We start from the raw sequence: 26,916 nt of genomic DNA on the forward strand, positions 1-26,916 counted from the left end.
ATAAACTATACTAAGTCCGAATAATCGGGCCGGGGGACTTAAACGTGTCGCTGGACATCACCAGGGTCGCCGCCCAGATAAACGCCATGGCCGAAAAGCTGGCCGAAAACGGCGCCCAGCACCGCGCCCGCCTGGCGGCCGCCGCCGAACGGCTGGGCAGCGCCGGCGACCCGGCCGCCCTGCGCGACAAGGTGCGCCTCAGCCGGACCAGTTTCCTCCTGGCTGCCCCCTTGACAACCCTGGACGAACGGCACTGCCCCGCCGGCCCCCCGGCGGCTTATTCCGTTATAGCCGCCGACGGCTCGCATATAGACGTCGACCGCAATTACTCCACGCCCTGTTCGCTGATCAACATCGGCACGGTGCGCCTGGACTACGGCGCCGAGGCCGGCGCCTGGCTCGACAGCCGGCCGCGGCTCCTCTCCGATGAATCCGACCTGGTCATCGCCGAGCCGGGCGGCGCCGGGCGGGTCCCGGTCAAGGGCCCGCTCCTGGGCATCAAGCGGGATGTCGAGGAGTGCGCCGCCCTGGCGGCGCTGGCGGCGGCCCTGCCGCCGGAGAGGCCGGCCCTGGCGCTGGCCGACGGCACGCTCATCCGCTGGAATCTGACGACCCAGAACTACGAACCTTATGTCATCCGGGAGCTGCTCGACGAGGGATACCTGAAATGCCTGTCGGCGTTCCACAGCCTGTGCGCCCAACGGCCCCTCGGGGTGGCATCGTACATTTCATCCCCCGGCGGCGAGGAAGTGGTCAATACCCTGCGGCTGACGCTGTGCCCTTATGAACCGGCCAACTGCGACCGCTGCTGCGGCAGGCTGGGGTACGGCGAAAGGCCGTGCGACCCGGTCTCCGGCGTATCGGACGCCGAGCTTTTCGGGAGGTTCCTGGCCGCCGGCGAACGGTCGGCCATATTCGAAAGCACCTCGAAGGTTATCGGCCAGTACTACGGCGAGCACCGCATCTGCTTTTTCTACCTGAGACTCGAAGATGAGATAGCCCGGGTCGAGCTGCCGGTGTGGCTGGCAACCGACCCGGACCGCGTCGGCCTCATCCATACCTTGGTCCTCGAACAGGTGAAAAAAGGCCACGGCTACCCGGTGGCCCTCTCCGAAGCCCACGAGCAGGCGGTGGTCACCGGCGCCGACCGGGAAGTCTTCTACGAGGTGATAGACGCCTATCTGGCCGACCGCGGCCTGGCCTCCGCCGTGTCAGCCAAGAGCTTCTCCAAAAAAGCGAGGTGGATCTAGTTTCCTCTCCGGTGAAAGGAGCAAACAACGATGCGCGAACTGGATAAAGCGAGGGTCCTGGCCGTAGCCCGTGAAGCGGCGGCCAAACGCGGCTTTGTGACCTATGCCGATTTCAATGATTACCTGCGGGAGCTGATCATCAAGAAAAAACTTCAGCCTATTGAGGGCGGCAGGGCGCAGTGGACGCTCAAAAAGATGCTGGTCGACGCCGCCAACCCGGTGGACGACCGCTACGTCTATTCCCACACCGGCACCAAAACGATGTTCTATCCCGCGGCCTTCGTTGAGGCCAACCCGATGATGAAAAGCGCGGCCTCGAGGCAGGCCAAACTGGAATAGTAGATTGAATACATCATGGGAAATCTCAACAAGTAATTGGCTCTCGTTCAGCGCGGTTGGCATTTTTTTCGGGATAATATTGGCTTGGTTTTGGATTAGAGGCAGGGTTTTTGAACATATACATCGCGGGGGCAAAAAGCCCTCTTGGTTTGTTTTAAAGGTCAAACCGAAAGAACAGCGAATAATCCCAGACGACTATGGGGGGATGCCTCCAAAAATATTTTCAATAATCGGTTTAGCTGCCAGTATTGTAGGGTATCATGTTTATGTGGTACTTCCAGCATCTCAAAGTGGAATTGCTGGATTTTTGTGGGCAGAAACCAGCGGCACATTGTTTTTTTTACTCACCTGGATTTCGTTAACGGTATTGGTGGACAAATCATTAACAAAGTCTCTCTCGAGGTCCAAAATCAAGGAGGACTAGTTTGCCTGAACTGATATACTCAAAACTCGCCGAGGTCATCGAAACCTCATCAACCGGCTTCACCGCCCAGTGCTACGACCTGAACGCCGCCCCGGCGCTGGGGTCGCTGGTGAAAACGTCGCTTGATGGAATGACCGTTTACGCCGTCGTAGCCTATGTCTCGACCACGTCTCTGGAACCGGGGCGAAAGCCGGTGGCCCGCGGCAAGGATATCGAGACTGAGGAAGCCATTTTCCAGGCGAATCCCCAACTCGAAAAGCTACTGCGGTGCGAGGTCGCCGCGATTATCGTCGGGCACCAGCTCGACGGCGAGGTGAAACACTACCTGCCGCCGCGGCCCGCCCGCCTCCACGGCTTTGTCCACGCCTGCGACGACGCCGAGGTCAGGGCTTTCTCGCAAAAAACGGGGTTCATCAGCCTGCTGCTCGCGGCCCAGACAGATGTCTCGGCCGAGGAGATGACCGCCGCGGTCATTCGCCGGATGAGCGCCAGTTACGAAGGCGACGGGCGGCGGCAGTTCCTGGTGACGGCCGGCAAGGCGCTGGCGCAGCTCCTTTCAGCCGACTATAATCGGCTGAAATCCATCCTGGAAAGGCTGGCCGCATGACCGAGAAACTGGGCATCGTCACCGCCGGGTCGCTCAACAAAGGCATCGAGGTCAAGCTCGACGGCGCCGCCTCAATCGAGGACATGGCCGTCGGCCGCTACGTCACCATCGAGGGCCGGAAACGCCGCTTCTTCGGCATGATCACCGACGTCTCTTTGGGCGTCACCGACCTCAACCTGACCGTGTCGCCGCCGTCGGGCGATGATTTCCTGTCCGAGGTGCTGTCAGGGACTTCGGCGTACGGCTCGCTGCACGTGGCGCCCTACCTCACCATCGGCGGCGATGCCAAATCAATCGTCGAGGGCGCTCAACCGGTCAAGACGATTCCGAGCCATTTTTCGGTCGTCAAAGAGGCCTCGGCCGAGGATATCGAGTCGGTCTTCGGCAAGGAGGACAAGGAGAAGTTCTGGATCGGCAACCCCCTGGATATGGAGGTGAAGCTGTGCCTGGACCTGCCGACTCTGGCCAAAAGGTCCAACGGCATCTTCGGCAAGAGCGGCACGGGCAAAACCTTCCTCACCCGGATGCTGCTCATCGGCCTGCTGCAGAAGTCGGCGGCGGTCAACCTGGTTTTTGACATGCACTCCGAGTACGGCTGGGCCGGGACGAGCGAAAAGAAGCGCCAGGTCAAGGCGCTGAAGCAATTATTCCCGTCCAGAGTGGCTGTCTTCACCCTGGACGAGCAGAACTCCCGCGCCCGCGGCGTTTCCACCGACTACGTGGTGCAGATCGGCTTCGAGGAGATAGAGCCTGAGGATATCTCCCTGCTGCGGCAGACCCTGAACCTGACCGACCAGGCGGTGGAGGCCGTTTATCAGCTGCGGCGGCATTACGGCCGGGGCTGGATCGCGGCCGCCCAGAAGATAGAGGATTCCGAGACCCTGGAAGAGCTGAAAATCCACGAGAGCACCTTCCAGAACCTGCGCCGCGGCCTCAACACCATTCAAAGGCTGCCGTTCATTTCATCGAATGCCCCGGGCGACGTCGTCGAGCGCATCCTGGCTTATCTCGAATCCGGCAAGCACGTCGTGCTGGAGTTCGGCCGCTACACCGACATCACCGCCTACATCCTGGTGGCCAACATGCTGACCCGGCGCATCTACGCCCGCTACCGCGACCGGACGGAGAAAGCCATCGCCGCGGACTCCGGCTACCCCACGCCCCTGGTCATCACCATCGAGGAGGCGCACAAGTTCCTGAACCCGGCCGTCGCCTCGCAAACGATCTTCGGCACCATCGCCCGGGAGATGCGCAAGTACTCGGTGACGCTGTTAATCATCGACCAGCGGCCGTCGGGCATCGACGAGGAGATCATGTCCCAGATGGGCACCAAGATCACCTGCCTGCTCGATTCCGAACGCGACATTGACGCCGTGCTGTCCGGCGTCTCCGGCAAAGGGGAGCTCAAGAATGTCCTGGCCAAACTCTCGGCGCGGCAGCAGGCGCTTATCTTCGGCCACGCCGTGCCCATGCCCGTGGCTTTCGTGCCGCGGGAATACGGCCAGAGCTACGGCGACTGGGGCGAGCAGGCGGCCAAGGTGACCGACCGGGAAATCGAGGACCTTTGGACGTAGCAAATAGCCTCCGTCGACAACGGGTGGAGATTAGGAATTTCATCCGGAGAGGGTTATGGCCCGAAATGTTGGGATAGCGGTGATGCTGCTGACGGCAGCGGCTATCCTCGTAACATCGCTCGTTAGCTGGAATTGGCTTGCCGGGATAGCTGGCGGGGCGTTTCTGTTGACGGGCTTGGCGAGTTGGAAATGGCAAGCAGGAATTAATTATGCCTTCGGCGTAGGTATTATTTTACTTCTGTCTTCGATCCCCTTTCTATTCTCGAGCGAATCACCGTGGTATTACGGCACTCTCGGCACGCTTTCTAGCGCCGTTTTTATAATCGGAGCATTGATTACATTCCGATTCGACCAAAAGAATAACCAGGTAAGGGGTATGTCGCCATGACCAGCCCGCCGCTACCCGTCCGCAACCTGGGTTTCGATGACATCGAAATCGTCGGCACCAATATAAAACTGCGGCCGATGACCCCGGCTGACGCCGATGCCGCCTGGGACCTGGTTCACGATAACCGGGAAATCCTGAAATGGCTGCTGTGGGACGGCCCGACCGACAAAACCGAATTCGCCCGCCGCTACGCCGAGGATTTTCCGGAAGACATGCGGCAGGGCAGGAGCTACCGCTTCGCCATCGAACCGCTGGCCGGCCCGGAGTTCGCCGGCAGCATCAGCGTCAAGCTGCCGTACTACCCCAATTCGGCCGACCTGGGCTACTGGCTGGGCATCCCCTTCTGGAACCGGGGCTATATGACCGAGGCTATCGGCCTGGCCTGCTACTTCGCTTTCACCTGCCTGGACTGCGTCCGGGTGTCCTCGACCGTCTTTACCGACAATATGGCCTCCCGCCGGGCGCTGGAGAAGAACGGCTTCATCGTCGACGGGCAGCTGCGGCGCGACGTCTTCAAATACGGCCGGTGGCAGGACACTTACTTCATGACCCTGCTTTCCGAGGAATGGTGCCGGTCCCGCTTCGAGCCGGTTTCCATCAGGCTGACGCCCCACGTCGAGCCGCCGGGGACGGCGGCGTGAAACTGGGGCTGGCCCTGTCCGGAGGCGCCGCCCGCGGCCTGGCCCACGTCGGCGTCATCGGAGTGCTGGAGCGCGAAGGCATCCAGGTTGATATGCTGGCCGGGACGTCCATGGGCGCCATCGTCGGCGCCGCCTATGCCCGCGGCGCCTCGGCGGCGGAACTCAAAGCCTACGCCCTGGACCTGACCTGGCCCAAGCTGGTGCGCCTGTTCGATTTCAACCCGTTCAAGACCAGCGGTCTCTCCGGCACCCGCCGCATCCGGGACAAATTGAAAGAGATTATCGGCGACCTGGATTTTTCAGAGCTGAAGCGGCCGTTTGCCTGCGTCGCCACCGATCTGATTTCCGGCGAAGAAGTGGTTTTCACCCGGGGCAGAGTCCTGGACGCGGTGCTGGCCAGCATGTCCCTGCCGCTGGTGTTCCGGGTGCCGCGGCTGGGCCGCCGCTACCTGGTGGACGGCGGCCTGTGCGATCCGCTGCCGGTCGGACCGGCGCGCCGTCTGGGAGCCGACAGGGTTCTGGCGGTGAACGTCCTGAAAAATTTAGGCATACTGCCGCCCCGGCGGGCGGCGTCCAAACGGCGGGTCCCGCCCAACATGTTCCGCGTGGCCGAGCAGGTGATATACATCGCCTCGGCCCACCTGGCCGAAGCCGGCGCCCGGGACGCCGACGCCGTCATCGAACCGGATATGACCGGCATACATCTGGAGGACTTCGGACTTGCCGGCGAGGCTATCGCCAGGGGAGAGAAGGCGGCGGAGAATTACCTGGCCCAACTGGTTAGCAAAACTGCCGCCGAAAAGGCATAATATCCTTTGACCATGCCTGAAAACACCGGCAACATCATCGAAGTCAAGGAACTCACCCGGAAATTCAAGAACCTGACCGCCGTGGACCGCGTGTCCTTCGAGGTGAGGCAGGGCGAGGTTTTCGGCTTCCTCGGCCCCAACGGCGCCGGCAAGACCACCACCATCAACATGCTGTGTACCCTGCTGAAACCCACCTCCGGCCGGGCGGCGGTCAACGGCTACGACGTCGCCGGCCAGACCGACCAGGTGCGCTCCTCCATCGGGCTGGTATTCCAGGACACCACCCTGGACGACTATATGAGCGCCGAACAGAACCTGCGCTTTCACGCCTACGCCTACGGCGTCCCGGCCGCGGTGCGTGAAGAGCGCCTGCAGTCGCTCATGGAGATGGTGGAACTCTGGCCTAGGCGCAGAGACCGCACCCGCACCTATTCCGGGGGCATGCGCCGCCGCCTGGAGATCGCCCGGGGGCTGCTGCACCACCCCAGGGTGCTGTTCCTCGACGAGCCGACCATCGGCCTCGACCCGCAGACCCGCAACAAGATCTGGAGCTATATTCACCAGCTGCGCCGGCAGATCGGCATCACCATCTTCATGACCACCCACTACATGGACGAAGCCGACCTCAACTGCGACCGCATCGGCATCATCGATCACGGCAAAATCATCGCCCTGGATACGCCGCGGCGCCTCAAGGACGCCGTCGGCGGCGACGTCGTCACCCTTCGGACGACCGACAACGCCGCCGCCATTGAGGAAATCAGGCAGAAGCACGGCATCGAAGGCCACGTCCAGGACGGGCATGTCCACTTTTCGGTGGCTAACGGCGAGGCTTTCCTGCCGGAACTGATCAAAAATTTCTCCGGCCAGATCCAGGGGGTGTCGCTGCGCCGGCCGACGCTGGACGACGTCTTCCTGAAATACACCGGCCGGGAGATCCGGGCGGAAGAATTGAACTCGATGGACAACATGCGCCTGCGGCATAACGCCTGGGCGTCGTCGAGGCGGCGCTAGATGGCCGGGCTGTTCCGCGCCGTTTGGGTCACCGCCTACCGGGAGCTCATCCGCTTCTATTCGGACGGGGCGCGCGTTTTCTCCTCCTTCGCCATGCCGGTGCTGTTCCTGTTCGTCCTCGGTTCGGGCTTCTCGCGCACCATCGGCGCGCTGATGCCCGGCGTCGATTTCCTGCAGTTCATGTACCCCGGCATCGTCGCCCTGATCGCCTTCCAGACATCCCTCCAGAGCGGCCTCTCCATTGTCTGGGACCGCGAGTTCGGCTTCCTGAAGGAGGTGCTGGTGGCGCCGCTGCCCCGCCACGGCATCGTCTTCGGCAAGGCGCTGGGGACGGCGGTCATCGCGCTGTTCCAGGGCATGATCCTGCTCATCCTGGCGCCGATAGTCGGCGTGGAGCTGAGCCTCGGCGCCGTGGCGCAGCTGATGCCGGTGCTGATACTCATTTCGCTGTCGATCTCCGGGCTGGGGCTGCTCATCGCTTCCGGCATGCGCAGCATGTCGGGCTTCCAGATGGCCACCCAACTGGTGGTCTTCCCCACCATGTTCGCCTCCGGGGCGTTCTTCCCGCTCAACAACGTGCCGGGCTGGCTGGCCGCCCTGGCCAAAATCAACCCCCTGACCTACGGCGTAGATGCCGTCCGCCACCTGCTGCTGGGCAGCGAGGCCGCCGCCGCCTTCGGCGTCCGCCTGTTCGGCAGGAGCCTCAGCTTCAGTCAGGACCTGGTGATCATCGCCGGCATCGGTTTGGTCTTCATCAGTCTGGCGGCGCTGTCCTTCGGCCGCCGGGACTGAGACTTGGGGTTCAGCTGTGCCGGACAGCACAAATATTATCCGGGGGGTGAGCCATCGATGATCAGCGCGCGCAACCAATTCGAAGGCAAAATCAAGAGCCTCAAACTGGGCGCGGTCATGGCTGAGGTCATCATCGATGTAAATGGCATGGAGATCGTCAGCTTGATCTCCCGCACCTCCGCCGCCTCGATGGATTTATAGTTCGGCGCCGCGGTGACCGCCATCGTCAAGTCCACCGATGTCATGGTCGCCAGGGAGAAGTAATCCTCCGGCCGGGCCCGGTTGCCGTTGCGGCACCGGCCGGCGGTTGTTACAATCCAGGCGTGATCATTGATTTCCACAGCCACATCTTCCCGCCGCCGCTTATTGCCGCGCGGGATAAATACCTGTCCGATCCCTGCTTCCGGCTGCTGTACTCCAGTCACAAAGCCCGCCTGGCCGCCGCCGATGATCTTATCTCCGAAATGGACGCATCCGGCGTCAATAAAGCCGTCATCCAGAACATCGGCTGGGCTTCTCATGACCTGTGCGTCCGCACCAACGACTACCTGCTGGAAGCGGCCGCCAGATTCCCCGCCCGGCTCATCCCCTTCATCGCCGTCCAGCCGCTGGCCGGGACGAAAGCCCTCGGTGAGATCGAGCGCTGCGCCGCCGCGGGCGCCCGCGGTGTCGGCGAATTGCGGCCGGATGTCCAGGGTTTCGGTCTCGGCGATGATCGAGTCATCAAACCCTTCGTCGAAACCGTGGCCGGGAATAACCTGGTGCTGCTGCTGCACGCCGACGAGCCGGCCGGCTACGCCTATCCCGGCAAGGGCGCCGTGACGCCCGGCGTGCTCTACCCCTTCATCGCCGCCAACCCGGACTTGAAGCTGGCGCTGGCCCACTGGGGCGGCGGCTTACCGTTCTACGCCCTGATGCCGGAGGTCGGGGCGGCGCTCAAAAACACCTGGTTCGACAGCGCCGCCACGCCCTACCTTTACCGGCCGGAGGTATACGAACGCGCCGCCGATCTGGTCGGGGAGAACAGAATCCTTTTCGGCTCGGACTGGCCGCTCTTGGGCCAGCGTCGCTGCCTGGATGAGTTGAAGGCGCTTAATCTGTCGACCCAGACGCTCAACGCCATCCTGGGCGGCAATGCCGCCGCCCTGCTGGGGCTGGAATGACTGAAGCGCTTTCAATCCGCGCCTTCATCGCCATCGAGCTGCCGGAAGCGGTTAAACAGGAACTCGCGGCTCTGCAGCGCGGCCTGGCCGTGGAGCCGGCGGCGGGTATCAAATGGGTGTCCCCCGGCGGCATTCACCTGACGCTCAAATTCCTGGGTCAGGCGGCGCCGGGCAAGATCGAAGCCGTTGGGGCGGCGCTGGCCGCGGCTGTCGAGGCGGTCCCCGCCTTCGAACTGGGGCTTTCCGGGCTTGGCGCTTTCCCCAACCTGCGGCGGATGAACGTCGTCTGGTGCGGCCTGTCCGGCGGCCTGGATCGTCTGGCCGAGCTGCAGCGGGCAGTTGAAGCCAGAGTGTCGGTGCTGGATTTCCCGGCTGAAAACAGGGCTTTTTCACCCCACCTTACCCTGGCCCGCCTGCGCGATGACGTTGCCCCGGAAGCGCGGCTGGCGCTGGCCAAAAAGCTGGCCGCCACGACATTCGAGCCAGGCTTGAAGATCCCCGTCGTTGAGGTCAGCCTGATGCAGAGTACCCTGCTGCCCCGGGGCGCCGAATACCGCCGGCTGGCCTCTTTCCCCCTGGCCGGGCCCGGCAAGCGGCGGGGGCAATGAATACCTCCGCGGCAGCCGGTTCGGGGCACGTCGCTATTGAGCCGCCGCCGGATTTGAATCCGGAACTCATCGCCCGGGCGGCGGCGGTCCTGGACCGGGCGCCCTGTGACGCCCGGCTGCTGCTGGCCGGCAGAGTCCCGAAGCTCATCGCCCATTTCGACAATTTTACCCGGGCGGAGGCCGTCGCCGGGCATCTCCGCGCCGCCGGCTTGACGGCGCTGGCATTTGATGACCTGTCGCTCAAATGCCAACAGCCGGTTTTCATGGCCAGGGAGATTGATTTTACCGCCGGGGAACTGGTTTTTACCGGGGACGCCGGGCTGCGGCGGGTGATGGAAAAAGAGAAGGTGTTTCTCATTATCGAAGGCGTCGGCCGCCGCGCCGAAAGAGTCGAGACCGCGGTCCAGAAAACCCGGTTTTCCCCGGGCGCGACGATTCTCGCCGGGGGCATCCCGATCTGGCGCACCCGGACCGAGACCTCAAGTTCCGAGTCGGTCACCGCCGAGCCCTTCATCCGCCTTTACGAGGCTTCGCCCCGGGCGCCGCCGGTTGCCGTCAGCCGGGACGCGTTAAAAAGCTTCGCTTTCCTCGGCGGCGGCATTGCCGGGTCTTCGACGGTCAACCTGCGGAAAACAGCCGAACTGCTGCGGTCGGAATGCCCGCAGGCGGGATATGACAGCCGCCTGTCCAAACCGGCCGCGGCCGTAAGCTACACCGGGCGCCCGAAAGAGGACCTGGAGCTTAACTGCCGTCTCATTTTCCTGTTCCGCGCGGCGCAGGCTTAGCTTCTGACGGAACCGACCCTGACATGGCGCCAGGCAACGACGGTGACCGCCGCGGTCAGCGACAGGATGATGACATCGACGAAGACCATGGCGTCGCGCCAGAAGCCGCCGGGAAACAGCATGATCAGATAGTCAGTGGCCGGATTCAACAGCCAGAAGTCGTTGACGAAGCTGACCATGTGGAACTGGACGAAGAAGGCGTCGAAATCGACGATGGCGATGACCGCCCTGGAGATGACGATCCCGAGCGCCAGCATTCCGCCCCAGAAAAGCGGCGCCGCCAGCCGCTGCGGCTCGCGGCGCCGGACCATGATGGCCGACACGGCTGCGGCATAAGCCAGGCTCAAAGCTAAAACCCAGTAATCGAGCCGGATCAGTCCTTTGACGTCATAGAGGTGGACGATCTCCCGGTCGTTGAACAGGGCGAACGGGCGGCCGTCTTTTTCGACGGTGAGGTCGATGAACTCGGCGCCGGAGTTGAAGTAATCGATGAGGCCCCGGGCCGCCTTCGATAGTTCGGCTTCTGATAACCCCGTAGTCCGGCCGACGTCGTAGCGGTCGAAGCCGTACTCGTACAGCGGCTGGAAATTGACGGCGAAGGCGATGACGGCGCCGGTGATTAACAGCGGCACCGCCGGCACCAGGCCCCAGGCCGCCGCCCTGAGAGCCAGCCGGCCGAGTTTATTCATCCGGATTTTCAGGCTGCTCGTCGGCCGGCTCGATCTCTTCCAGCAGCCTTTTGGCCTCTTCCAAGCGGTCTTCCGGCACCATGACGCTGGCCGGCAGGATGGCCGAGGCGACCAGAAAAGTCGCCGCTTCCGACTCCCGGACGAAAGCCGGTATGCCGGCATCGATCAGGATATCCCGCCACAGGGTAGCGGCGAATTCATTGGGCGCCGAAGCCGCGGCGGCCCATTTAATGTCCATTGTTTTCGCACCTGGCCGAACCGGGTCCCAGCAGGGTCTCGATCTCGGCCATCAGGTCGTTATTGCAGGTTACCTTCAGGTTGGACAGCTTCAGGTGATACAGCCGGTCGGGGCAGGCGATCTGCAGGCTGATGCTTTCCGGGCCGGGATAGACGGCCAGGATATCCATCAGCCGGTTGAAAAGGCCCAGGTCGGCATCGGCGTTTTCGGTCTGGGTCAGGTTAACGATCAGGCGGCGGGGCATAATAGGCGGTTTATCCTTCTCGATTACTTTTTTGGTCTCGGCCTCGGGGGCGGCGGCTGCTGCCGGCCGGGCCGCCGCTTTAGGCGGCGGGTGGAAGGGCGGCCCTGCCTTGGGCGGAAAGCCCGGGCGGCCGTGGAAACCGTTGCCGCCGGGCGGCTTCACCCGCACCATCTGGCCGGCTTCAACTGAATCGCCTTCGGCGTTTGGCTGATACAGCCGCACCGCGTCGGCGTGCACCGAGCCGCGGTCGCCGCGGAAAGAAACCTTGCCCTCCACAAGGAGGACATTGCCCTCCTGCCAGAATTCTTTGGTCTGGGCGTACAGCTTCGGCCAGGCGACGATCTCGGTCCGGCCGTTGAGGTCTTCCAACTCCACCGTGGCGAAGGTGTTGCCGTCCCGGGTGACCGATGTCCTGGCCGCCGCTACCATGCCGGCCAGGGTTACCAGCTGGCCGTCAAGCTCGTCGGAAATCTCGCCGCACAGGGCGGTGGTGTCCCGCCCGATGCTGCCGGCAAACTGGCTGAACGGATGGGCCGACAGGTAGACGCCCAGCAGGTCCTTCTCCCAGGCCATCAATTCCTTCTGGGACACCGCCGAGGCTTCCATCTCCAGGGGCGCCGCCGGCATCTCGGCGACGCCGCCGAAGAGGTCGAACAGGGTGCCCTGGCCCGATTGGCGGATCCGGAGTTCGCGGGCGGCGAAATCGATAATGCGCCCGACGTTGTGGAGGAGGGTCGCCCGGCTGCCCAGGGGGTCGAAGGCGCCGACCTTGATCAGGCTCTCCATCACCCGCCGGTTCATGCAGGCGGCGTCGGCGCGGCGGCAAAAATCCTCGAGCGAGCGGAAGGGGCCGTTGCGGCGGCGCTCCTCGACGATGGGGATGACGGCCGCTTCGCCGACATTCTTGACCGCCGCCAGGCCGAAGCGGATGGCGTCTCCGCCATCGCCCGATTCGATGGTGAAATTGACCTCTGAGGCGTTGACGTCCGGGCCGCGAAGCTCGATGCCCAGGCGGCGGCTCTCGGCGGCGGCCGCCGCCACTTTTTCGGCATCGTCCCGCTGGGTCGCCAGGAAGGCGGTCATGTACTCCACCGGGTAATTGGCCTTGAGATAAGCCGTCTGGTAGGCGATGAGGGCATAGGATACGGCGTGGGCCTTGTTGAAGGCGTACCCGGCGAAAGGTTCGATGAGGGCGAAAATCTCCTCGGCCACAGCCTCGGTGTAGCCGTTCTTGACCGCGCCGGTGATGAAGTTCTGCTTCTGCTTCTGCATCACCTCGGCGTTCTTCTTGCCCATGGCCTTCCTGAGGATATCGGCCTGGCCCAGCGAATAGCCGGAGAATTTTTGGGCGATGAACAGCACCTGCTCCTGGTAGACGATGACGCCGTAGGTTTCTCTGAGGATCGGCTCGAGGTCCGGGTGCGGGTAGCTGATCGGTTCCAGGCCGTGTTTGCTTCTGATGAAGCGGGGTATCTGCTCCATCGGGCCGGGGCGGTACAGGGCTACCATGGCGGCGATATCGGTGAAGTGGGAGGGTTTCAGGTCACGGATATAGCGCCGCATGCCGACGCCTTCAAGCTGGAAAACGCCCATCGTCTCGCCGGCGGCCAGCAGGCTGAAGGTTTTCTTATCATCGAGCGGGATCCGGTGCACGTCCAGCGGCACGCCGCGCCGCTCCCTGATGATGTCCTGGGCCCGCGACAGGATAGTCAGATTGGCCAGGCCCAGGAAGTCCATCTTCAGCAGGCCGATGAGCGCGATGTCCTCCATGGGATACTGGGTCATCACCAGCTCGACCTTGCCGCCGCCGGCGCCCTCGCGGTTGAGGCGCTGCAGCGGGGCGTGGAGCGCCAGCGGCTCCTTGGAGATGACCACCCCGGCGGCGTGGGTGCTGGCGTGGCGGGACAGCCCGGAAACCTGCCTGGCAGTATCGATGAGCTTCTGCACCGCACCATCGCTCTGAACGGCTTCGCGCAGTTCAGCGGTCTCGTCGAGGGCCTTTTCCAGGGTCATGTTGGGGCCGAAGGGCACCATGCGGGCTACCCGGTCGACATCGGGGAGATTCATGCCCAGGGCGCGGCCGACGTCGCGGATGGCCGCCCGGGCGCCCAGCGTGCCGAAGGTGATGATCTGGGCCACGTGGTCCGGCCCGTACTTGGCTGAAACGTATTCGATGACCTCCTCGCGCCGATCGTCCTGGAAATCCATGTCGATATCCGGCATCTCCTTGCGCTCGATGTTCAGGAAGCGCTCGAAGACCAGGGAATACTCCAGCGGGTCGACCTCGGTGATGCCGAGACAGCGGAGGACGATGGAGGCGGCGGCCGAGCCCCGAACGCCGTAGTAGATATTCCGCTCCTTGACGAAGCGGATGATATCCCAGACCACCAGGAAGTAATCGGCGAACTGGGTCTTGTCGATGACCTCCAGCTCATAGGCGAGCCTGTCCTGGACCGCCGCCGATGGATTGGGATAATACTTCGGCAGGGCCTTCCGGCAAAGATCGGTCAGGTATTCGAAGGACGACATCCCCGCCGGGCGGTCTATCTGCGGCAGGTGCAGCCGGCCGAAGTCGAGCGACAGGTCGCAGGCGTCGGCGATCTTCTGCGTGTTGGACAGGGCTTCCGGTAAATCCCGGTACAGTTCGGCCATCTCGGCTTCGGTTTTAAGATAAAAAGAGTCAGCCTGCATCCTCATCCGGGAGGTATCCTGCACCGTGGTGCTGGTGCCGATGCACAGCAGCAGATCGTGGGTTACGGCGTCCTCGCGGTTGAGATAGTGGATATCGCCGGTGGCGACAACCGGGATGCCGAGCTCTTTCGAAAGCTTCAGGAGAGCTGAATTGATCCGGTCGAACTCCGGCATGGGATGCCGCTGGATCTCGAAGTAAAAATCCCCGCTGAAGTTGTCGCGGTACCAGGCGGCCGCCTTCCGGGCTTCGTCGATGCGGTTCTCCAGGATGAGCCGCGGCACCTCGCCTGAGGGACAGGCGGACAGGGCGATGAGCCCCTCGCGGTATCTGGCTAAAACTTCTTTGTCCACCCGCGGCTTGTAATAGTAGCCTTCGGTGTTGGCGATGGACACCAGCTGCAGCAGGTTCTGGTAGCCGGCCTTGTTCCTGGCCAGCAGCACCAGGTGGCGGTGGTTCTTGTCCGCCGCTGTTTTATCCAGCCGGGAACCGGGGGCGACATAGATCTCGCAGCCGATGATGGGCTTGATGCCCTGGGCTTTGCACTCTTTATAGAACTTCAAGGCGCCGTACATGGCGCCGTGGTCGGTGATCCCGAGGGCGGTCATGCCCAGCTCTTTGGCCCGCGCCACCAGATCCTTGACGCGGCACATGCCGTCCAGCAGGCTGAATTCGGTATGAACGTGAAGGTGGGTAAACATCGGAAACTCGGCGCCCATTATACCATCGGCGGCGGGACGCGTCCCGCCCGACGGGCAGATCTCCAGCTTCCGCGGTCTAAAAATTTTGTTGCCGCGTACAAAAAGTGGTATAAGTTCCGCAGCTATGGGCGACGATAAAAACAGCCGCGGCGACGGCCACCGCGGCCGGCTGCGGGAACGGTTCAAAAAGGGCGGCCTATCCGCCCTGGCCGACTACGAGGCCGTTGAACTGCTGCTGACCCTCGGCCAGCCCCGCAGCGACTGCAAACCAGCCGCCAAGGAAGCCCTCAAGCGTTTCAAGACACTCCGGGGCGTCCTTGAGGCATCGCCCGAGGAATTACAGCAGGTCCCGGGCATCGGGCCCAATAACTGCGTCGCCATCCGCCTCATCGCCGAGGTCTCTCGGGAATTACTGAAAGAGAAAGCCGTCGGCGAGCCCTGCGTCGGCGCGCCGGAGCAGGTGCTGGACTACCTGAACGCCTCGATGGGCGGCCTTAAAAAAGAGGTCTTCAAGGTCATCTACCTGGACAACCAGAACCGCGTCATCGAGGCGGCCGACATGTTCCACGGCACGGTCAACGCTTCCGCGGTGTGGGTGCGGGAGGTCATCGAGGGGGCGCTCAAGCGGCAGGCGGCGGCTATGATCTTCGTCCACAACCACCCGTCAGGGTCGACGACCCCCAGCCCTCAGGACCGTGACATCACCCGCGACCTGGTGCTGGCGGCCTCGGCGGTGGGCATCCGCGCGTTGGACCACATCATCGTCGGCGGCGACAAGCACTACAGCATGGCCGCCGAAGGCATTTTCGACCGCTATGTTGCGGAGTTCCAGGGGCTGCGGGGTCGGCGGTAACTGCCTCCTCCTTTGTAACAGGGGGAGAGGGGCCGAATAATTGAACGCTTGCCCAATGAGTGGCATAATAGAGCGTTTTCGGATACTATCCGTAGAGGGCGTTTTTAAGGACTCATGAAGATTCTGGCCATCGGCGATATCATCGGCAAGCCCGGGCGGCGGGCGGTCAAAGAACTGCTGCCGGCCTTGAAGCTGGGGCTGGGGATAGACTTCGTCATCGCCAACGGCGAGAACGCCGCCGGCGGCAAGGGGCTGACCCCGGAGACCGCCGAGGAACTATTTTCCTGCGGCGTCGACGTCATCACCTCCGGCAACCATATCTGGGCGCAGCAGGAGATTTACCCGATGCTGGAAGGCTCCGCCCCGGTGCTGCGGCCATTGAACTACCCGCCGGGAGTGCCGGGCAAGGGATTCGTCACCGTCAAGGGGGTGATGGTGGTCAGCCTGATGGGCCGGACCTTTATCAATACCATTGACTGCCCCTTCCGCGCCATGGATGCCCTCCTGTCAAGCCTTGACAGGAAGCCGGGCCACATCATCGTTGACTTCCACGCCGAGGCCACCTCGGAGAAGCAGGCCATGGGCTGGCACCTGGACGGCAAAGTGTCCGCCGTGGTCGGCACCCACACCCACGTCGGCACCGTCGACGCCCGCGTCCTGCCCGGCGGCACCGCCTGCGTCTCCGATATCGGTATGGTCGGGCCGTGGCACTCCATCATCGGCGATGACAAGGACGAAGTGCTGTCCCGCTTCCTGACCGGCCTGCACCAGCGGCTGTCGGTGGCCAAAGGGGCGCGAATCACCTTCAATTCGGTGCTCATCACCACCGATTCAAACGGCAGGGCCATCGCCATCGAGAGAGTCGACCGGGAAGCAGCGATATGATTGACGTTCAAAGCAACCTCGCGAGGCCGTGTCGGGATTGCGCCCTCACCTTCATTCCCTCTCCCGTCGAAGGAGAGGAAGGTTGGAGGAAGAGTGGTTAGCCGCGTCGACCTGCACCTCCATTCGACAGCCTCCGACGGCGTCCTCACCCCCGCCCAGGTGGTGCGCAAGGCGGGCTATTTGAAGCTAAAGTATATGGCCCTGACCGACCATGATTCCATCGACGGCATCGCCGAAGCCCTGGCCGAGGCGGAGAATTTCCCCGGGCTGACCGTCATCCCCGGGGTGGAAATGTCCACCGATGTAGCCGCCGGCGACGTCCATATTCTCGGTTATTTCATCGACTGGCAGAACCCGGAGCTCAAGCGCCGGCTGACCATTATGAGAGCCTCTCGCGAGGACCGCGGCCAGGCCATCGTCGAAAGGCTGGGAGAGCTGGGCATGCCGCTGGACTGGGAAAGGGTCAAGGAGATCGCCGGCGAGGCCGTCATCGGCCGGCCGCACATCGCCCAGGCCATGGTAGAGAAGGGTTACATCAGCTATATCGGCGAGGCCTTCGACAAATACATCTCACGCGGCGGGCCGGGTTATGTTGAACGCATCAAGCTGGCCCCGGCCGAAGCGGTCGCCCTAATCCGCTCCGTCGGCGGCGTGCCGGTGATGGCCCACCCGCTGACCCTGCCCGGCTATGAGAAACTCATCGAGGAACTGATCCCGGCGGGACTGGCCGGCATCGAGGTTTTCTACTCCAGCTTCAAGGACTGGGAAGTTGAGCGGTTGAAAATGCTGGCCGACCGCCTGGGACTGGTGGCTACCGGAGGCACCGACTATCACGGCCTGGACCCGGCCACCGAAACGATGATCGGCGGCCAGCCGGTGCCGCTGGCGGCGGTCGAGGGCCTGATCTCGCGGCGGCAGGCCGGGTGACCGTCGGCGTATCGTCAGGGAGATTGAGCTAATGTTTATTCTGCTTCTGATAGGGGCTTACCTGGTCGGCAGCATACCGTTGGCCTACCTGGTGGCAAAATGGGCCCGCGGCGTTGATTTGAGAAAGCACGGCTCCGGCAACGTCGGCAGTTCCAACGTGCTGGCCGCCACCTCCAAGCGCTGGACGATACCAGTGCTCATTTTCGACCTGGGCAAGGGCATTCTGGCGGTGCTGATAGCCCGCTGGTCCGGCCTGGACATCCCCTACCAGTTCGCCGTTGGCCTGGCTGCGGTGGCCGGACACAACTGGCCGGTCTTCCTGGGCTTTCGCGGCGGGCGGGGCATCCTGACCAGCCTGGGCGTCATCCTGGCTTTCTCGCCGCTGCTGGGGCTGGCGGCAGCGGTCATCGCTTTTTCGTTCGCCCCGTTCAAGCAGCTTTCACTCGGCGTATTCATCGGCTTGCTGCTGCTGCCTTTCCTGGCCTACTACCTGGCCGATTTCTTCGACATTACCGAGCCCGGGACGATGGCTGCGGGCTTTTGCGCCCTCACTCTGCTGGCTTATATCCGCCGTCTGCTGGCCGGCGGCCGCAGCGATCTGGCCAAGGACCTTTCGATGAGCGAAGTCCTGTTGAACCGCCTGGTCTTCGACCGGGACATCCGCAACCGCAAGCTGTGGCTGTCAAGGACGGAGAATGCCGGGAAGGCTTTCAGTTAGAAAACCCGAAAATAGAATCAGCGACGGGGTAGTATGCGTAAAGTAGCCGTCATCGGCGTCGGGCAGACCAGGTTCTCCGGCGCCCAGGGAAAAAGCCTGTCCGAGTTGTTCGCCGAAGCCGCCTTCGAGGCGCTGGCCGACGCCCATATTGAATCGAAATCCGTCCAGGCGCTGTTCGTCGGCAACGCCCTGGGCGACTTCGCCGAAGGCCAGGGAATGACCCCGGCCTTCATCGCCGACTACATCGGCGCCTGGAACGTGCCCGCCAACCGCTACGACGGCGCCTGCGCCTCGGCATCGGTGGCCATCCGCGACGCCTTCCTGCTGGTGGCCGCCGGCGTCTACGACATCGTCATCGCCGGCGGCGTCGAAAGGGCTGCCAGCTTGGGTACCCCACTGGCCACCCGCACCTTCGCCATGTTCTCGGACTCCAGGTACGAGTTCCCGGCCGGGATGACCTTTCCCGGCGTTTTCGCCCTTTTGGCCCACCGCTACGCCGCGGTCTACGGCTTGCCGATCGAAAAGCTGAAAGAGCAGATGGCGCAGGTGTCGGTGCAGTCTTACAACCATGGGATGTTCAATCCGAAGGCCCACCTCAAGAAATCGGTCACCATCCCCGACGTGCTGAAAAGCTTCACTGTGGCCACGCCCATCCAGCTCCATGACTGCTGCCCTTTCTCCGACGGCGCGGCGGCCGTTGTCGTTGCCTCGGAAGAGGCGGCGAAGACACTGTCGCCGCGGCCGGTCTTCATCGCCGGCGCCGGACAGGCGTCCTCGGGTCCGCTGGCTTCGCAGGGAGCCTATCTCCCCAGGCTCAAGGCGCGGGAACTGTCGGCCCGGCAGGCTTATGCGATGGCCGGCATAACTCCGGCCGATATCGACGTCTGCGAGCTGCACGACTGCTTCTCCATCGCCGGCATCATCGCCGCCGAAGGCCTGGGCTTTTTCGAGCAGGGTAAAGCCGGCGAGGCGTGGCTCAAGGGCGAGGCGGACATCGGCGGCAAGGTGGCCATCAACCCGTCCGGCGGCCTCAAGAGCAAAGGCCACCCCATCGGCGCCACCGGGGCCGCCCAGGTTTATGAGGTCGTCCGCCAGCTCAGGGGCGAGGTCGAGCCGGAGCGGCAGGTGCCGGAGGCCAGAATCGGCATGACCGATACTCTGGGCGGCGACGGCGGCACCATGGTCAGCCTGATCTTCAAGAGGGGCTGGTGAGATGACAATAAAGTTAACAAACAGCGATTTCGACGCCGCTCTCCGTGAAGGGAAGCTGATGGGACTTAAATGCGGCTGCGGGGGCATCCTCTGCCCACCGCGGGGCGTTTGCCCGCGCTGCGCCAGCACCGACCTCGAGGTCATCCAGCTTTCGGGCAAGGGGAAGATCGCCAGCTATACCACCCTCTTCGTGGCGGCTGAAGGCCGTGACCAGGAACTGCCCTACGCCCTGGCGCTGGTCGCCCTTGATGAAGGGCCGTATCTTGTCGGCCGGATTGAAACAGCCTGCCCGGATAAGCTCACCATGAGCATCATCGGCCAGCCGGTGACCGTGGGGCACGGCATTTTCAAAGGCGACAAGTATTCCGCCGGAGACGCGGCCTACCCGGCGTTTAGGCTCGTCGAGTAAAAATTCTCAAAATTCGGCCCGTTCACCCTGAGCCTGCCGAAGGGGTGAACGGAATGACAGGCTCGCCGCGAACGGCTCCTGTTAGTCCTCGGTGTACTCGGCGGAAGACTCCGGCGACTCCCAGACGGTAACCGCCTTCAGCGACGCGCCGCCGATCTCGGGCTTGATTTCCTCATAGATCGTCCGGGCGATGTTCTCCGCCGAGGGATTGATCTTGTTAAACGGCGGCACATCGTTCAGCAGGCTGTGGTCGTAGCGGGCGAGTATCGGCTTTAAAGCCGACTTGACGTCGCCGAAGTCGCAGGCTAAGCCGACGGAGTCCAATTCCTTCGACGACAGCTTCACCGCCACCCGGTACCGGTGGCCGTGGAGGTTTTCGCATTTGCCCTGGTAGCCCCGGAGGTAGTGGGCGGCGTCAAAGTGGCTTTCGACGGCGACAATATACATATTCAGGCCTCGGCTTTCTCCGGGTCAATCCGGAGTATTTTCCGGGTATGGCGCCACGCCCCGAATCTGACCCAGAGCAGACAGCATCTCGGCCGCGGTCCGCCCGGTCGCCGGGTGTTTTAATTCAGGATCCAGGTCGTTAAGAGGCACCAGGTTGAACGCCCGCTGCGCCAGGCGGGGATGGGGAAGGGTAAGCGCCGGGGTATCCAGGACCTGATCGCCGTACAGCAGGATGTCGATGTCGATAACCCGCGGCTGGCCGGGACCGGCGGCGGCGCGGCCGAGCATACGCTCGAGATTCTTTACATAATCTAGCAGATCGGATGGCGAGAGCGTTGTCTGCGCTTCTATCGCCATATTCAGAAACCTCGGCTGCGGCGCCACATTCCACGGCTCGGTCTCATAAACCGGCGAAAGCTGATTGACATGCAGATCCCGGCTGACAGCTTCTGCGGCAAGCGCCAGATTCCGCTTCCTGTCGCCCAAATTGGATCCGAGACCGAGATAGACGGTAACGCCCCGGGCCACGGCGTCGGCCATCCTGGCCGCCTGAACGTTCTCTTTGACATCGTGGACGCGGACGATGTCGGCGCCGTTCATTATTCCGATGGCCGTCGTCGCCACCGTGCCGAAAAGCCGTTCTTGAGGCGGCGCGTCGCCCAGCACCTTGCCGATGGTGGATTTGCGTGACGTGCCGAGGAGTACCGGTCTGCCGAACGCCCTGAGTTCATCCAGGCGCCGCAGCGCCTCGACGTTCTGTTCGACCGTCTTGCCGAAGCCGAAGCCCGGATCGAGAATGATGTTCTCGCGGGCGACGCCGGCTTCAGCGGCCCGGCCGATAGCCCAGCGCAGGCTGTCGAGGACGGCGGTCATAATGTCAGCGGCGGGAGCATCGCGCTGCGAACTCGAAATCACGATGGGCAGCCCGCGGCGGGCGGCGACATCGGCCAGGCGGGCATCGCGCTTCAGGCCCCAGACGTCGTTGAGGAGCGAGGCGCCGGCCGTGACCGCCGCCTCGGCGACCTCGGCTTTATAGCTGTCGATACTGACGGGGAGGTCGATCGCCGCCTTCAGGCGCTCGATGACCGGGACGACCCGCGAGATTTCTTCGGCGGCGGAGACCTCCGGAGCCCCGGGGCGGGTGGACTCGCCGCCGACGTCGATGATGTCGGCGCCCTCGGCCGCCATGCGCTCAGCCTGAGCGATGGCGGCCCCGATGTCGCCGCCCAGGCCGTCGCCGGAGAATGAGTCCGGGGTGACGTTCAGGATGCCCATGACATAGGTGCGGCGCCCCCAGCGGAACGTCCGGCTGCCGATGCGGGTAGGCTGCGCCAGCGGAATGTTGAAGCTCACCTCATAATGATAGCCATGCGGCTGACCGCGGGCAAGCGATCGGCCGGGACGAGGCGTTTTGAACTCCAAATTAGCACTCGGAGTAATAGTTTGCTAATTTCTTGACACTTTATGTCTAGTAGCAATTGACAACTCCGCAACCTCGGAGTATCATCTATTTACATGTGTCTTTTTAACCTTTTTTAGTTCAAGGAGGTAGCCATGCCCTTCAGACTCGGCCCGTTGGAACTGGTAATCATTCTGGTGATCGTGCTTCTGATCTTCGGTGTCGGCAAGCTGCCGCAGATCGGCAAATCGCTCGGCGAAGGTCTAAAGTCTTTCAAGCAGGGCGTCTCCGAAGACAGTGAAGAAGCCGCCAAGGAAAAAGAAGAGAATAAGACCGAGCCTAAAGCGGAACAAAGCGCCGCCGAGGCGCCCAAGTCTGAAACCGGCGCTATGGACGAGCCGGCCAAAGTCAGCGAGGAAGATCTGGAAGCCTTCAAGAAGTGGCAGGCTGAACAGTCAGGCAAGACTGCTTCCAAAGCCAAATAGGCGCCACGGGCCCGCCGCGGCAAAGGTAGTGTAAAGGCAATCATATGAGATTCGGACCACTGGAAATCATTATCATCATCGCCATTGTTTTAATCATTACCGGAGCGGCGTTCGCGCCGTCACTGGGCCGGAACCTGGGCAAAGGCGTCAAACAACTGCGCCAGGCGGTCGGCGGGGATGACAAGAAGACCAAAGTGATAAAAACCCTGTCGGACGGCGCGACGGCCGTGGAGGTCAAGCGGCGGGTTGCCGAACAAAAAAGTTCCGCCAAATCCGGTTGACCCGGATGCGGCGAGCCAGTACTTACAATACTCTGACAAGCAAGGTGGCTGAATGAATTTCTTCGGCATGGGCACTTTCGAGATCATCACGATCCTCGTGATTGCCACCCTCATTTTCGGGCCTAACAAGATACCTGAATTCGCCCGCAAAGCCGGCGAATTCCTGCGCAGCTTCCGTAAAATCACCGGCGAGATGACCAAGGAGTTCACCAAGGCCATCGACAGCTCGCCGACCAAACCGCCGACCAAAAAATAGTCTTCGCCGAGGATTTTACTGAGACCGCATGATCAACGCTAACGAAAAACGCCTGCCCATCACCGAACACTTCACCGAGATGCGGCAGCGCTTCCTCCGCTCCATCCTGGGCATCGTCGCCGGCACTCTCATCGCCATGTTCTTCGGCGATCAAATTATCGAAATCCTGCTGGCCCCCGTCCCCGACACCCTCCGGCCCAATGTGCAGGCCATTGACACGCTGGAGTACTTGAGCGTTTATTTCCGGACGGCCTTGACCGCCGGCCTGGTGCTGTCCATGCCCTGGCTGCTGTACCAATTTTTCGCCTTCCTGATGCCCGCCTTCACCCCGCGTGAGAAGCGGGCTATTCTCGTTGGCTTTCCATTCATCGTCGGCCTGTTCCTGGCCGGGGTAGCCTTCGCTTACTTCCTGGCCCTGCCTATCACCATTCAATTCCTCTTCGAGTTCGGCAGCGACGTGGTTAATGTCGCCCCCCGCATCAGCACCTACATCGACCTGGTGCTGCGGCTGCTGGTGGCCATCGGCCTGGCCTTCGAAATGCCGGTCATCCTGGGCGCCCTGTCTGTTGCCGGCATCGTCACCTCGAAGTGGCTGGCCGGCAAACGCAAGATCTGGTTTGTACTGGCCTTCGTCATCTCCGCCTTCATCACCCCGACGCTGGACCCCATCACCCAGTCGCTCATCGCCGCGCCGCTGATTGTCCTCTACGAAATCAGCATCTGGCTGACCAGGCTCATCGGCCGGCGCAAACCGTCATCGGTACCGGCCGTCGCCTGAGTTGCCGCCCTTCGTCGGCAGGCATATAATGATGCCCGTTCTTTAGGGTAAGCGCCTGTTACTGATGAATGAATTATGTCTCCCTCTTCAATTGAATCCGGGCGCCGCCGGATGATGCCGGCCGGCAGGGCCGCCTGGAGTCATGGTGCCGGATAATTTCTTCCGGCGGCACCGTTCCCGGATCATCTTCGGTTTAGCTTTGGCGCTGCTTTTGGGCGCCGCCGCTTACGGTCGGGCCAGCCAGGGTCTTGCCGGGTATGAAAATTTCCTCCCGGAACTGGCGCCGGAGGCCGCTGCTTTCAACATCGTCCGGTCTTCCGGCACCACCGTGGTTTACCAGACCGCCGACGCTTCAGGGACCGCCACCGGTTACATCACCGCCGCCGAAGGGCCCGGCTACGGCGGCCCGATGCATGTCCTGGTCGCCTGGACCACCGACGGCGTGATTACCGCGGTTAGTGTCCCGGACCATCATGAAGACCTGCCGTGGTGGAACGTCCTGGTAAAGAGGGATTTCTTCGGCCAGTACGTCGGGCGCAGCTTTACCGAACCCATTCAGTTGTTCGAAGACATCGACGCCATGACGGGTTCGACCGTATCCTGCAACGGCGTCTCCATCGGCGTGCGCACCGGGCGGCTGGCGCTGGCGGAATACCTGGGCCAGCCTTACGACGGGCCGCCGGATCCCATCCGCATCGGCTGGCCGGAAATCCTGGTCGGCGCGGGCTTGCTGGGAGTAGTGGCCGTCCGGACGCTGCCGGGCATCCGCCGCCACAACTGGCCGAGGGTTTTCACGTTGATGTACGGCTTCGCCGTGCTCGGTGTCTGGTTGTCTATCCCGCTGTCGCTGACCAATATCGCCGCCTGGCTGATCGGCTACTCGCCGCACCTGCAAACGTTCTTCGTCATTTATATCGTCGTTTTCGGCTTCATCGGCCTGGCGGCTCTATTCGGTAAAAACTACTACTGCTTCTGGCTTTGCCCCTACGTCGCCGTCCAGGAACTGATCCATCTGACGTTCCGGGGCAAAGTTCGTCCCAATCCGGGCTTATTCAAACGGCTCAAAAATACCCGGTTCGCGCTGCTGTTCGTGGCGCTGTTCCTGGTGCTGGCTATGCGCAACCCGTCGGTTTCGGTGTTTGAACCGTGGAATGTCCTTTTCAGCTTCAAGGGCACCCCCGACCAGTGGGTACTGATGGTTTTGGCCCTGGTTTCGGCGGTGTTTATCTACAACTTCTGGTGTCATTACCTGTGCCCGGTGGGGGCGGTTCTGGAACTGGTGATAAAAATTCGCAAGGGGATCATCGGACTATGGCCGGGACGGATCAAAAGGGAAGATCTCAAAAACGCGCCGACGCCTTCGTAACCGTTATGGTTTTCATCGGCGCGCTGATGGCGCTGGCGGTGATTTTCAGCAAGCTGGCGGCGCTGGAGTAGGACGCGAGCTCGTGTAGGCCGAATTGTTTCGATAAAAGGCTGTTAGAACAGAGGACCTGCCCACTGGGCAGGTCCTCCAATAAAAAGAGCTAACTGGTTCTAAATCTTGCGACCGCCACCTCGCAAAGTATTAATACCATAAATCGGAGTTTTCGATTGATTACTCCAGAAAGCATCCAAGTTTTCTTGAACATCTGGGCCGTCGATACCATAATCAAATTTAGGATACCCGAAGACACCATCCATGTCCTTGAAGAAACCATTGAACAGTGAGGTATTCGCGACAGTGGTCTTGATTACTTCATGAATGACGGACTCAGTTCCATTTGCGAAAACACAGCGGGAACCACAGGCGAAGGAGCCGCATTTATTGATAGCCACAGATAGATTACAGTCGGCAGGGGAGAACCACCAGTGCTTCATGAAGCCAGGTTCATTAATACTCTGATATTCGTTTTTGTTCACTTTCGCTAGTTCCGGGTGTTTCGCATCGAAAGCTGACCGCCCCATCCACCGGTTCCAAGGCCCGATAGCTTCCCAAGTTGGGTCTCTAACGATGGGGCCAGTGGGATCACCCATGCGGCTGATGGCGCTGCCGGGACACATCTCGGCGCATTTCATACAATCAAAACAGAATTTGTGAATACCCGCTTCAATAGGATTGGTCGGTGCTAGCGGTAGATCGGTAACGATTGTAGCCGCAACTCCAAGTGAGGACCCGAACACAGGCGAGATGGAGGAGTACCAACGACCAACCTCACTAATACCACCCAAGACAGCAAAGGCGACGTTTTCGGAGAAGTTGTTGGTGTAGTCAAGAGGGCCATGCGCCAAATAACCCAATCCAGATATCCAACCCTGAAGTTGCCGCTGAATAATCCTACCATGCCCATAACGTCGGTCGGAGAAGTTGTTGTTGATAGAGTCATTGCTCATTTGGAGAGTATAGTTAATCGCCCATTTGGCTTTGTTAGGTAATACCCTCTTCCCTGCGCGGGGCGACTTAGAAGTCCCGGTCTCGCCTGTCTCATAACCGACAGGTACATCTTCCCAGAGATACGGTTTGCCATCATGGAAGTCGTGGGAGAAGATAAACTTGCTCATTGTGTCGTCAAGCTCGTGAAATGCGACGTCACATGCTCCATTCAGAAGTAAACCGGCTTTAATCATCTGGGCGTTTTCTTCAGGTGTGCCCTCCCAACGTGGAATACCCCTTTTATCAGGAGTCGTTACTACAGGGGGCAGGAATCCATTGGGTGAATCTTGCGAACTGGCATAGCCAAAAGTGCCCCGGTAAGCCATATTCCGGATACCACCCCAGCCTTTAGGCTGCGTTAACCCCTGTTTATCATATTCGGCTTTCTCTTTTGCGAACCGGTCGGCCGTTCCAGCGCCATCACGATCATCTAACCATGCTTTAACCTCGGGGGTTCCTTGCCAGGAGCATTGAATCATATGACGTTGGTCAGTCCGAGTCAGTTTGCTATAGTCGTGATCTGCGGTCATGTCATATTGTGCACGCTCCTTGACCCACCAAGGGAAATTGTGGATAGGTCCCGGTTTTGATGCAATCAATTCATCTAAATCGTTGAACGCAGGCGCTGCCAGACTGGCGGCTCCCAGCCCGGCGCCGGCAATGCCGAGACCCTTCATGAATTCGCGGCGACTCAGGGTACCATGGAACTTGCTCATTCTTACTCCTTTTGTGTATTTTGTATCAATCCACTAATTTGAGGTCACCTTCGAGTTCCCATTCTTTTCTTCTTCGGTTCTTACCTCCCTTAGCAATTATTCCTAACCTCCGGTTATAGGTTGTTAACTTCCACCAGTATGACTAATAATTCTTTAAAAAACATCGTACCTTGGTATTAGTA

At 61.6% G+C, this 26,916-nt stretch carries 31 protein-coding genes; 25 read left to right on the forward strand and 6 right to left on the reverse strand.

Annotated features, from left to right (window positions below):
- Nucleotides 1-44: 44 nt before the first annotated feature.
- From DEALK_RS02245 to DEALK_RS02300, 14 genes are all read left to right on the forward strand, one after another.
- Nucleotides 45-1,250: a DNA double-strand break repair nuclease NurA gene (locus tag DEALK_RS02245; RefSeq protein ID WP_058438311.1), complete on the forward strand. Its 1,206-nt coding sequence runs from the start codon at nt 45-47 to the stop codon at nt 1,248-1,250.
- A 30-nt stretch (nt 1,251-1,280) separates the two neighbouring features.
- The gene (locus DEALK_RS02250; protein WP_058438313.1) at nt 1,281-1,589 is read left to right on the forward strand and encodes a hypothetical protein; all 309 of its coding nucleotides are present in this window, start codon (nt 1,281-1,283) and stop codon (nt 1,587-1,589) included.
- A gap of 4 nt (nt 1,590-1,593) precedes the next feature.
- A complete protein-coding gene (locus tag DEALK_RS09905) occupies nt 1,594-2,013 on the forward strand; it encodes a hypothetical protein (protein ID WP_116633145.1) in 420 nt (139 codons plus the stop codon).
- Nucleotide 2,014: 1 nt separating this feature from the next.
- On the forward strand, nt 2,015-2,620 hold the full coding sequence (locus DEALK_RS02255; RefSeq protein WP_058438315.1) for a hypothetical protein: 606 nt from the start codon (nt 2,015-2,017) through the stop codon (nt 2,618-2,620).
- On the forward strand, nt 2,617-4,194 hold the full coding sequence (locus tag DEALK_RS02260) for a helicase HerA domain-containing protein (protein WP_058438318.1): 1,578 nt from the start codon (nt 2,617-2,619) through the stop codon (nt 4,192-4,194). The genes DEALK_RS02255 and DEALK_RS02260 overlap by 4 nt, the downstream gene beginning before the upstream one ends.
- Before the next feature lie 55 nt (nt 4,195-4,249).
- Complete coding sequence (locus tag DEALK_RS02265; RefSeq protein WP_058438319.1) at nt 4,250-4,582, forward strand: hypothetical protein; 333 nt, start codon at nt 4,250-4,252, stop codon at nt 4,580-4,582.
- Entirely contained in the window at nt 4,579-5,223 is a 645-nt protein-coding gene (locus DEALK_RS02270) for a GNAT family N-acetyltransferase (RefSeq protein ID WP_058438321.1), read from the forward strand. Before DEALK_RS02265 ends, DEALK_RS02270 begins: the two co-directional genes overlap by 4 nt.
- On the forward strand, nt 5,151-6,032 hold the full coding sequence (locus DEALK_RS02275) for a patatin-like phospholipase family protein (protein ID WP_186007570.1): 882 nt from the start codon (nt 5,151-5,153) through the stop codon (nt 6,030-6,032). The genes DEALK_RS02270 and DEALK_RS02275 overlap by 73 nt, the downstream gene beginning before the upstream one ends.
- 12 nt (nt 6,033-6,044) lie before the next feature.
- Entirely contained in the window at nt 6,045-7,046 is a 1,002-nt protein-coding gene (locus tag DEALK_RS02280; RefSeq protein WP_058440013.1) for an ATP-binding cassette domain-containing protein, read from the forward strand.
- The gene (locus DEALK_RS02285) at nt 7,047-7,838 is read left to right on the forward strand and encodes an ABC transporter permease (RefSeq protein WP_058438325.1); all 792 of its coding nucleotides are present in this window, start codon (nt 7,047-7,049) and stop codon (nt 7,836-7,838) included.
- A 117-nt stretch (nt 7,839-7,955) separates the two neighbouring features.
- Nucleotides 7,956-8,039 (forward strand): hypothetical protein, encoded by an 84-nt coding sequence (locus DEALK_RS10205; RefSeq protein WP_240608339.1) that lies wholly within the window; start codon nt 7,956-7,958, stop codon nt 8,037-8,039.
- A 122-nt stretch (nt 8,040-8,161) separates the two neighbouring features.
- On the forward strand, nt 8,162-9,001 hold the full coding sequence (locus DEALK_RS02290; protein ID WP_058438327.1) for an amidohydrolase family protein: 840 nt from the start codon (nt 8,162-8,164) through the stop codon (nt 8,999-9,001).
- Nucleotides 8,998-9,609 (forward strand): RNA 2',3'-cyclic phosphodiesterase, encoded by a 612-nt coding sequence (thpR, locus tag DEALK_RS02295; RefSeq protein ID WP_058438329.1) that lies wholly within the window; start codon nt 8,998-9,000, stop codon nt 9,607-9,609. The genes DEALK_RS02290 and thpR overlap by 4 nt, the downstream gene beginning before the upstream one ends.
- On the forward strand, nt 9,606-10,394 hold the full coding sequence (locus DEALK_RS02300; protein ID WP_058438330.1) for a hypothetical protein: 789 nt from the start codon (nt 9,606-9,608) through the stop codon (nt 10,392-10,394). Before thpR ends, DEALK_RS02300 begins: the two co-directional genes overlap by 4 nt.
- Here DEALK_RS02300 and DEALK_RS02305 read toward each other — a convergent pair.
- From DEALK_RS02305 to DEALK_RS02315, 3 genes are read right to left on the reverse strand one after another with little or no spacing between them, the layout of a single operon-like run.
- Nucleotides 10,391-11,083 (reverse strand): TIGR01906 family membrane protein, encoded by a 693-nt coding sequence (locus DEALK_RS02305; RefSeq protein ID WP_058438331.1) that lies wholly within the window; start codon nt 11,081-11,083, stop codon nt 10,391-10,393. The genes DEALK_RS02300 and DEALK_RS02305 overlap by 4 nt on opposite strands.
- On the reverse strand, nt 11,076-11,321 hold the full coding sequence (locus DEALK_RS02310) for a putative signal transducing protein (protein ID WP_058438332.1): 246 nt from the start codon (nt 11,319-11,321) through the stop codon (nt 11,076-11,078). Before DEALK_RS02310 ends, DEALK_RS02305 begins: the two co-directional genes overlap by 8 nt.
- Nucleotides 11,311-14,955: a DNA polymerase III subunit alpha gene (locus tag DEALK_RS02315; RefSeq protein WP_058440014.1), complete on the reverse strand. Its 3,645-nt coding sequence runs from the start codon at nt 14,953-14,955 to the stop codon at nt 11,311-11,313. Before DEALK_RS02315 ends, DEALK_RS02310 begins: the two co-directional genes overlap by 11 nt.
- A gap of 124 nt (nt 14,956-15,079) precedes the next feature.
- On the opposite strand from DEALK_RS02315, the gene radC reads away from it, so the two are divergent.
- The 6 genes from radC to DEALK_RS02345 all read left to right on the forward strand — a co-directional run bounded on the left by radC (nt 15,080) and on the right by DEALK_RS02345 (nt 19,959).
- Nucleotides 15,080-15,808: a RadC family protein gene (radC, locus tag DEALK_RS02320; RefSeq protein ID WP_058438333.1), complete on the forward strand. Its 729-nt coding sequence runs from the start codon at nt 15,080-15,082 to the stop codon at nt 15,806-15,808.
- 114 nt (nt 15,809-15,922) lie between these two features.
- On the forward strand, nt 15,923-16,693 hold the full coding sequence (locus tag DEALK_RS02325; RefSeq protein WP_058438334.1) for a TIGR00282 family metallophosphoesterase: 771 nt from the start codon (nt 15,923-15,925) through the stop codon (nt 16,691-16,693).
- Nucleotides 16,694-16,786: 93 nt separating this feature from the next.
- Nucleotides 16,787-17,620 carry a PHP domain-containing protein gene (locus DEALK_RS02330; protein ID WP_058438335.1) on the forward strand — a complete coding sequence of 278 codons (834 nt, stop codon included), beginning with the start codon at nt 16,787-16,789 and terminating at the stop codon, nt 17,618-17,620.
- Nucleotides 17,621-17,651: 31 nt separating this feature from the next.
- Nucleotides 17,652-18,338: a glycerol-3-phosphate acyltransferase gene (locus DEALK_RS02335; RefSeq protein WP_058438337.1), complete on the forward strand. Its 687-nt coding sequence runs from the start codon at nt 17,652-17,654 to the stop codon at nt 18,336-18,338.
- Nucleotides 18,339-18,371: 33 nt separating this feature from the next.
- Entirely contained in the window at nt 18,372-19,550 is a 1,179-nt protein-coding gene (locus DEALK_RS02340) for a thiolase C-terminal domain-containing protein (protein ID WP_058438340.1), read from the forward strand.
- 1 nt (nt 19,551) lies between these two features.
- The gene (locus DEALK_RS02345; protein ID WP_058438342.1) at nt 19,552-19,959 is read left to right on the forward strand and encodes a Zn-ribbon domain-containing OB-fold protein; all 408 of its coding nucleotides are present in this window, start codon (nt 19,552-19,554) and stop codon (nt 19,957-19,959) included.
- A gap of 81 nt (nt 19,960-20,040) precedes the next feature.
- On the opposite strand, the gene queD is transcribed toward DEALK_RS02345, so the two are convergent.
- Together queD and folP are read right to left on the reverse strand one after the other, a co-directional pair.
- Nucleotides 20,041-20,406 (reverse strand): 6-carboxytetrahydropterin synthase QueD, encoded by a 366-nt coding sequence (gene queD / locus DEALK_RS02350; protein ID WP_058438344.1) that lies wholly within the window; start codon nt 20,404-20,406, stop codon nt 20,041-20,043.
- Between the two features lie 24 nt (nt 20,407-20,430).
- A complete protein-coding gene (gene folP / locus DEALK_RS10350) occupies nt 20,431-21,759 on the reverse strand; it encodes a dihydropteroate synthase (RefSeq protein ID WP_144437063.1) in 1,329 nt (442 codons plus the stop codon).
- A 201-nt stretch (nt 21,760-21,960) separates the two neighbouring features.
- On the opposite strand from folP, the gene tatA reads away from it, so the two are divergent.
- The 5 genes from tatA to DEALK_RS02380 all read left to right on the forward strand — a co-directional run bounded on the left by tatA (nt 21,961) and on the right by DEALK_RS02380 (nt 24,971).
- Nucleotides 21,961-22,290, forward strand: a complete 330-nt coding sequence (tatA, locus tag DEALK_RS09600) for a twin-arginine translocase TatA/TatE family subunit (protein ID WP_065128675.1) — start codon at nt 21,961-21,963, stop codon at nt 22,288-22,290.
- Nucleotides 22,291-22,334: 44 nt separating this feature from the next.
- Nucleotides 22,335-22,571 (forward strand): twin-arginine translocase TatA/TatE family subunit, encoded by a 237-nt coding sequence (locus tag DEALK_RS02365; protein WP_058438346.1) that lies wholly within the window; start codon nt 22,335-22,337, stop codon nt 22,569-22,571.
- Between the two features lie 52 nt (nt 22,572-22,623).
- Nucleotides 22,624-22,827: a twin-arginine translocase TatA/TatE family subunit gene (locus DEALK_RS02370; RefSeq protein WP_058438347.1), complete on the forward strand. Its 204-nt coding sequence runs from the start codon at nt 22,624-22,626 to the stop codon at nt 22,825-22,827.
- Between the two features lie 28 nt (nt 22,828-22,855).
- The gene (tatC, locus tag DEALK_RS02375) at nt 22,856-23,605 is read left to right on the forward strand and encodes a twin-arginine translocase subunit TatC (protein WP_058438348.1); all 750 of its coding nucleotides are present in this window, start codon (nt 22,856-22,858) and stop codon (nt 23,603-23,605) included.
- 145 nt (nt 23,606-23,750) lie between these two features.
- Nucleotides 23,751-24,971, forward strand: a complete 1,221-nt coding sequence (locus DEALK_RS02380) for a 4Fe-4S binding protein (protein ID WP_186007571.1) — start codon at nt 23,751-23,753, stop codon at nt 24,969-24,971.
- Nucleotides 24,972-25,141: 170 nt separating this feature from the next.
- Here DEALK_RS02380 and DEALK_RS02385 read toward each other — a convergent pair whose 3' ends face one another.
- The gene (locus tag DEALK_RS02385) at nt 25,142-26,734 is read right to left on the reverse strand and encodes a reductive dehalogenase (RefSeq protein ID WP_058438350.1); all 1,593 of its coding nucleotides are present in this window, start codon (nt 26,732-26,734) and stop codon (nt 25,142-25,144) included.
- Between the last annotated feature and the right edge of the window lie 182 nt (nt 26,735-26,916).

This window comes from Dehalogenimonas alkenigignens (assembly GCF_001466665.1).
GTDB lineage: Bacteria > Chloroflexota > Dehalococcoidia > Dehalococcoidales > Dehalococcoidaceae > Dehalogenimonas > Dehalogenimonas alkenigignens.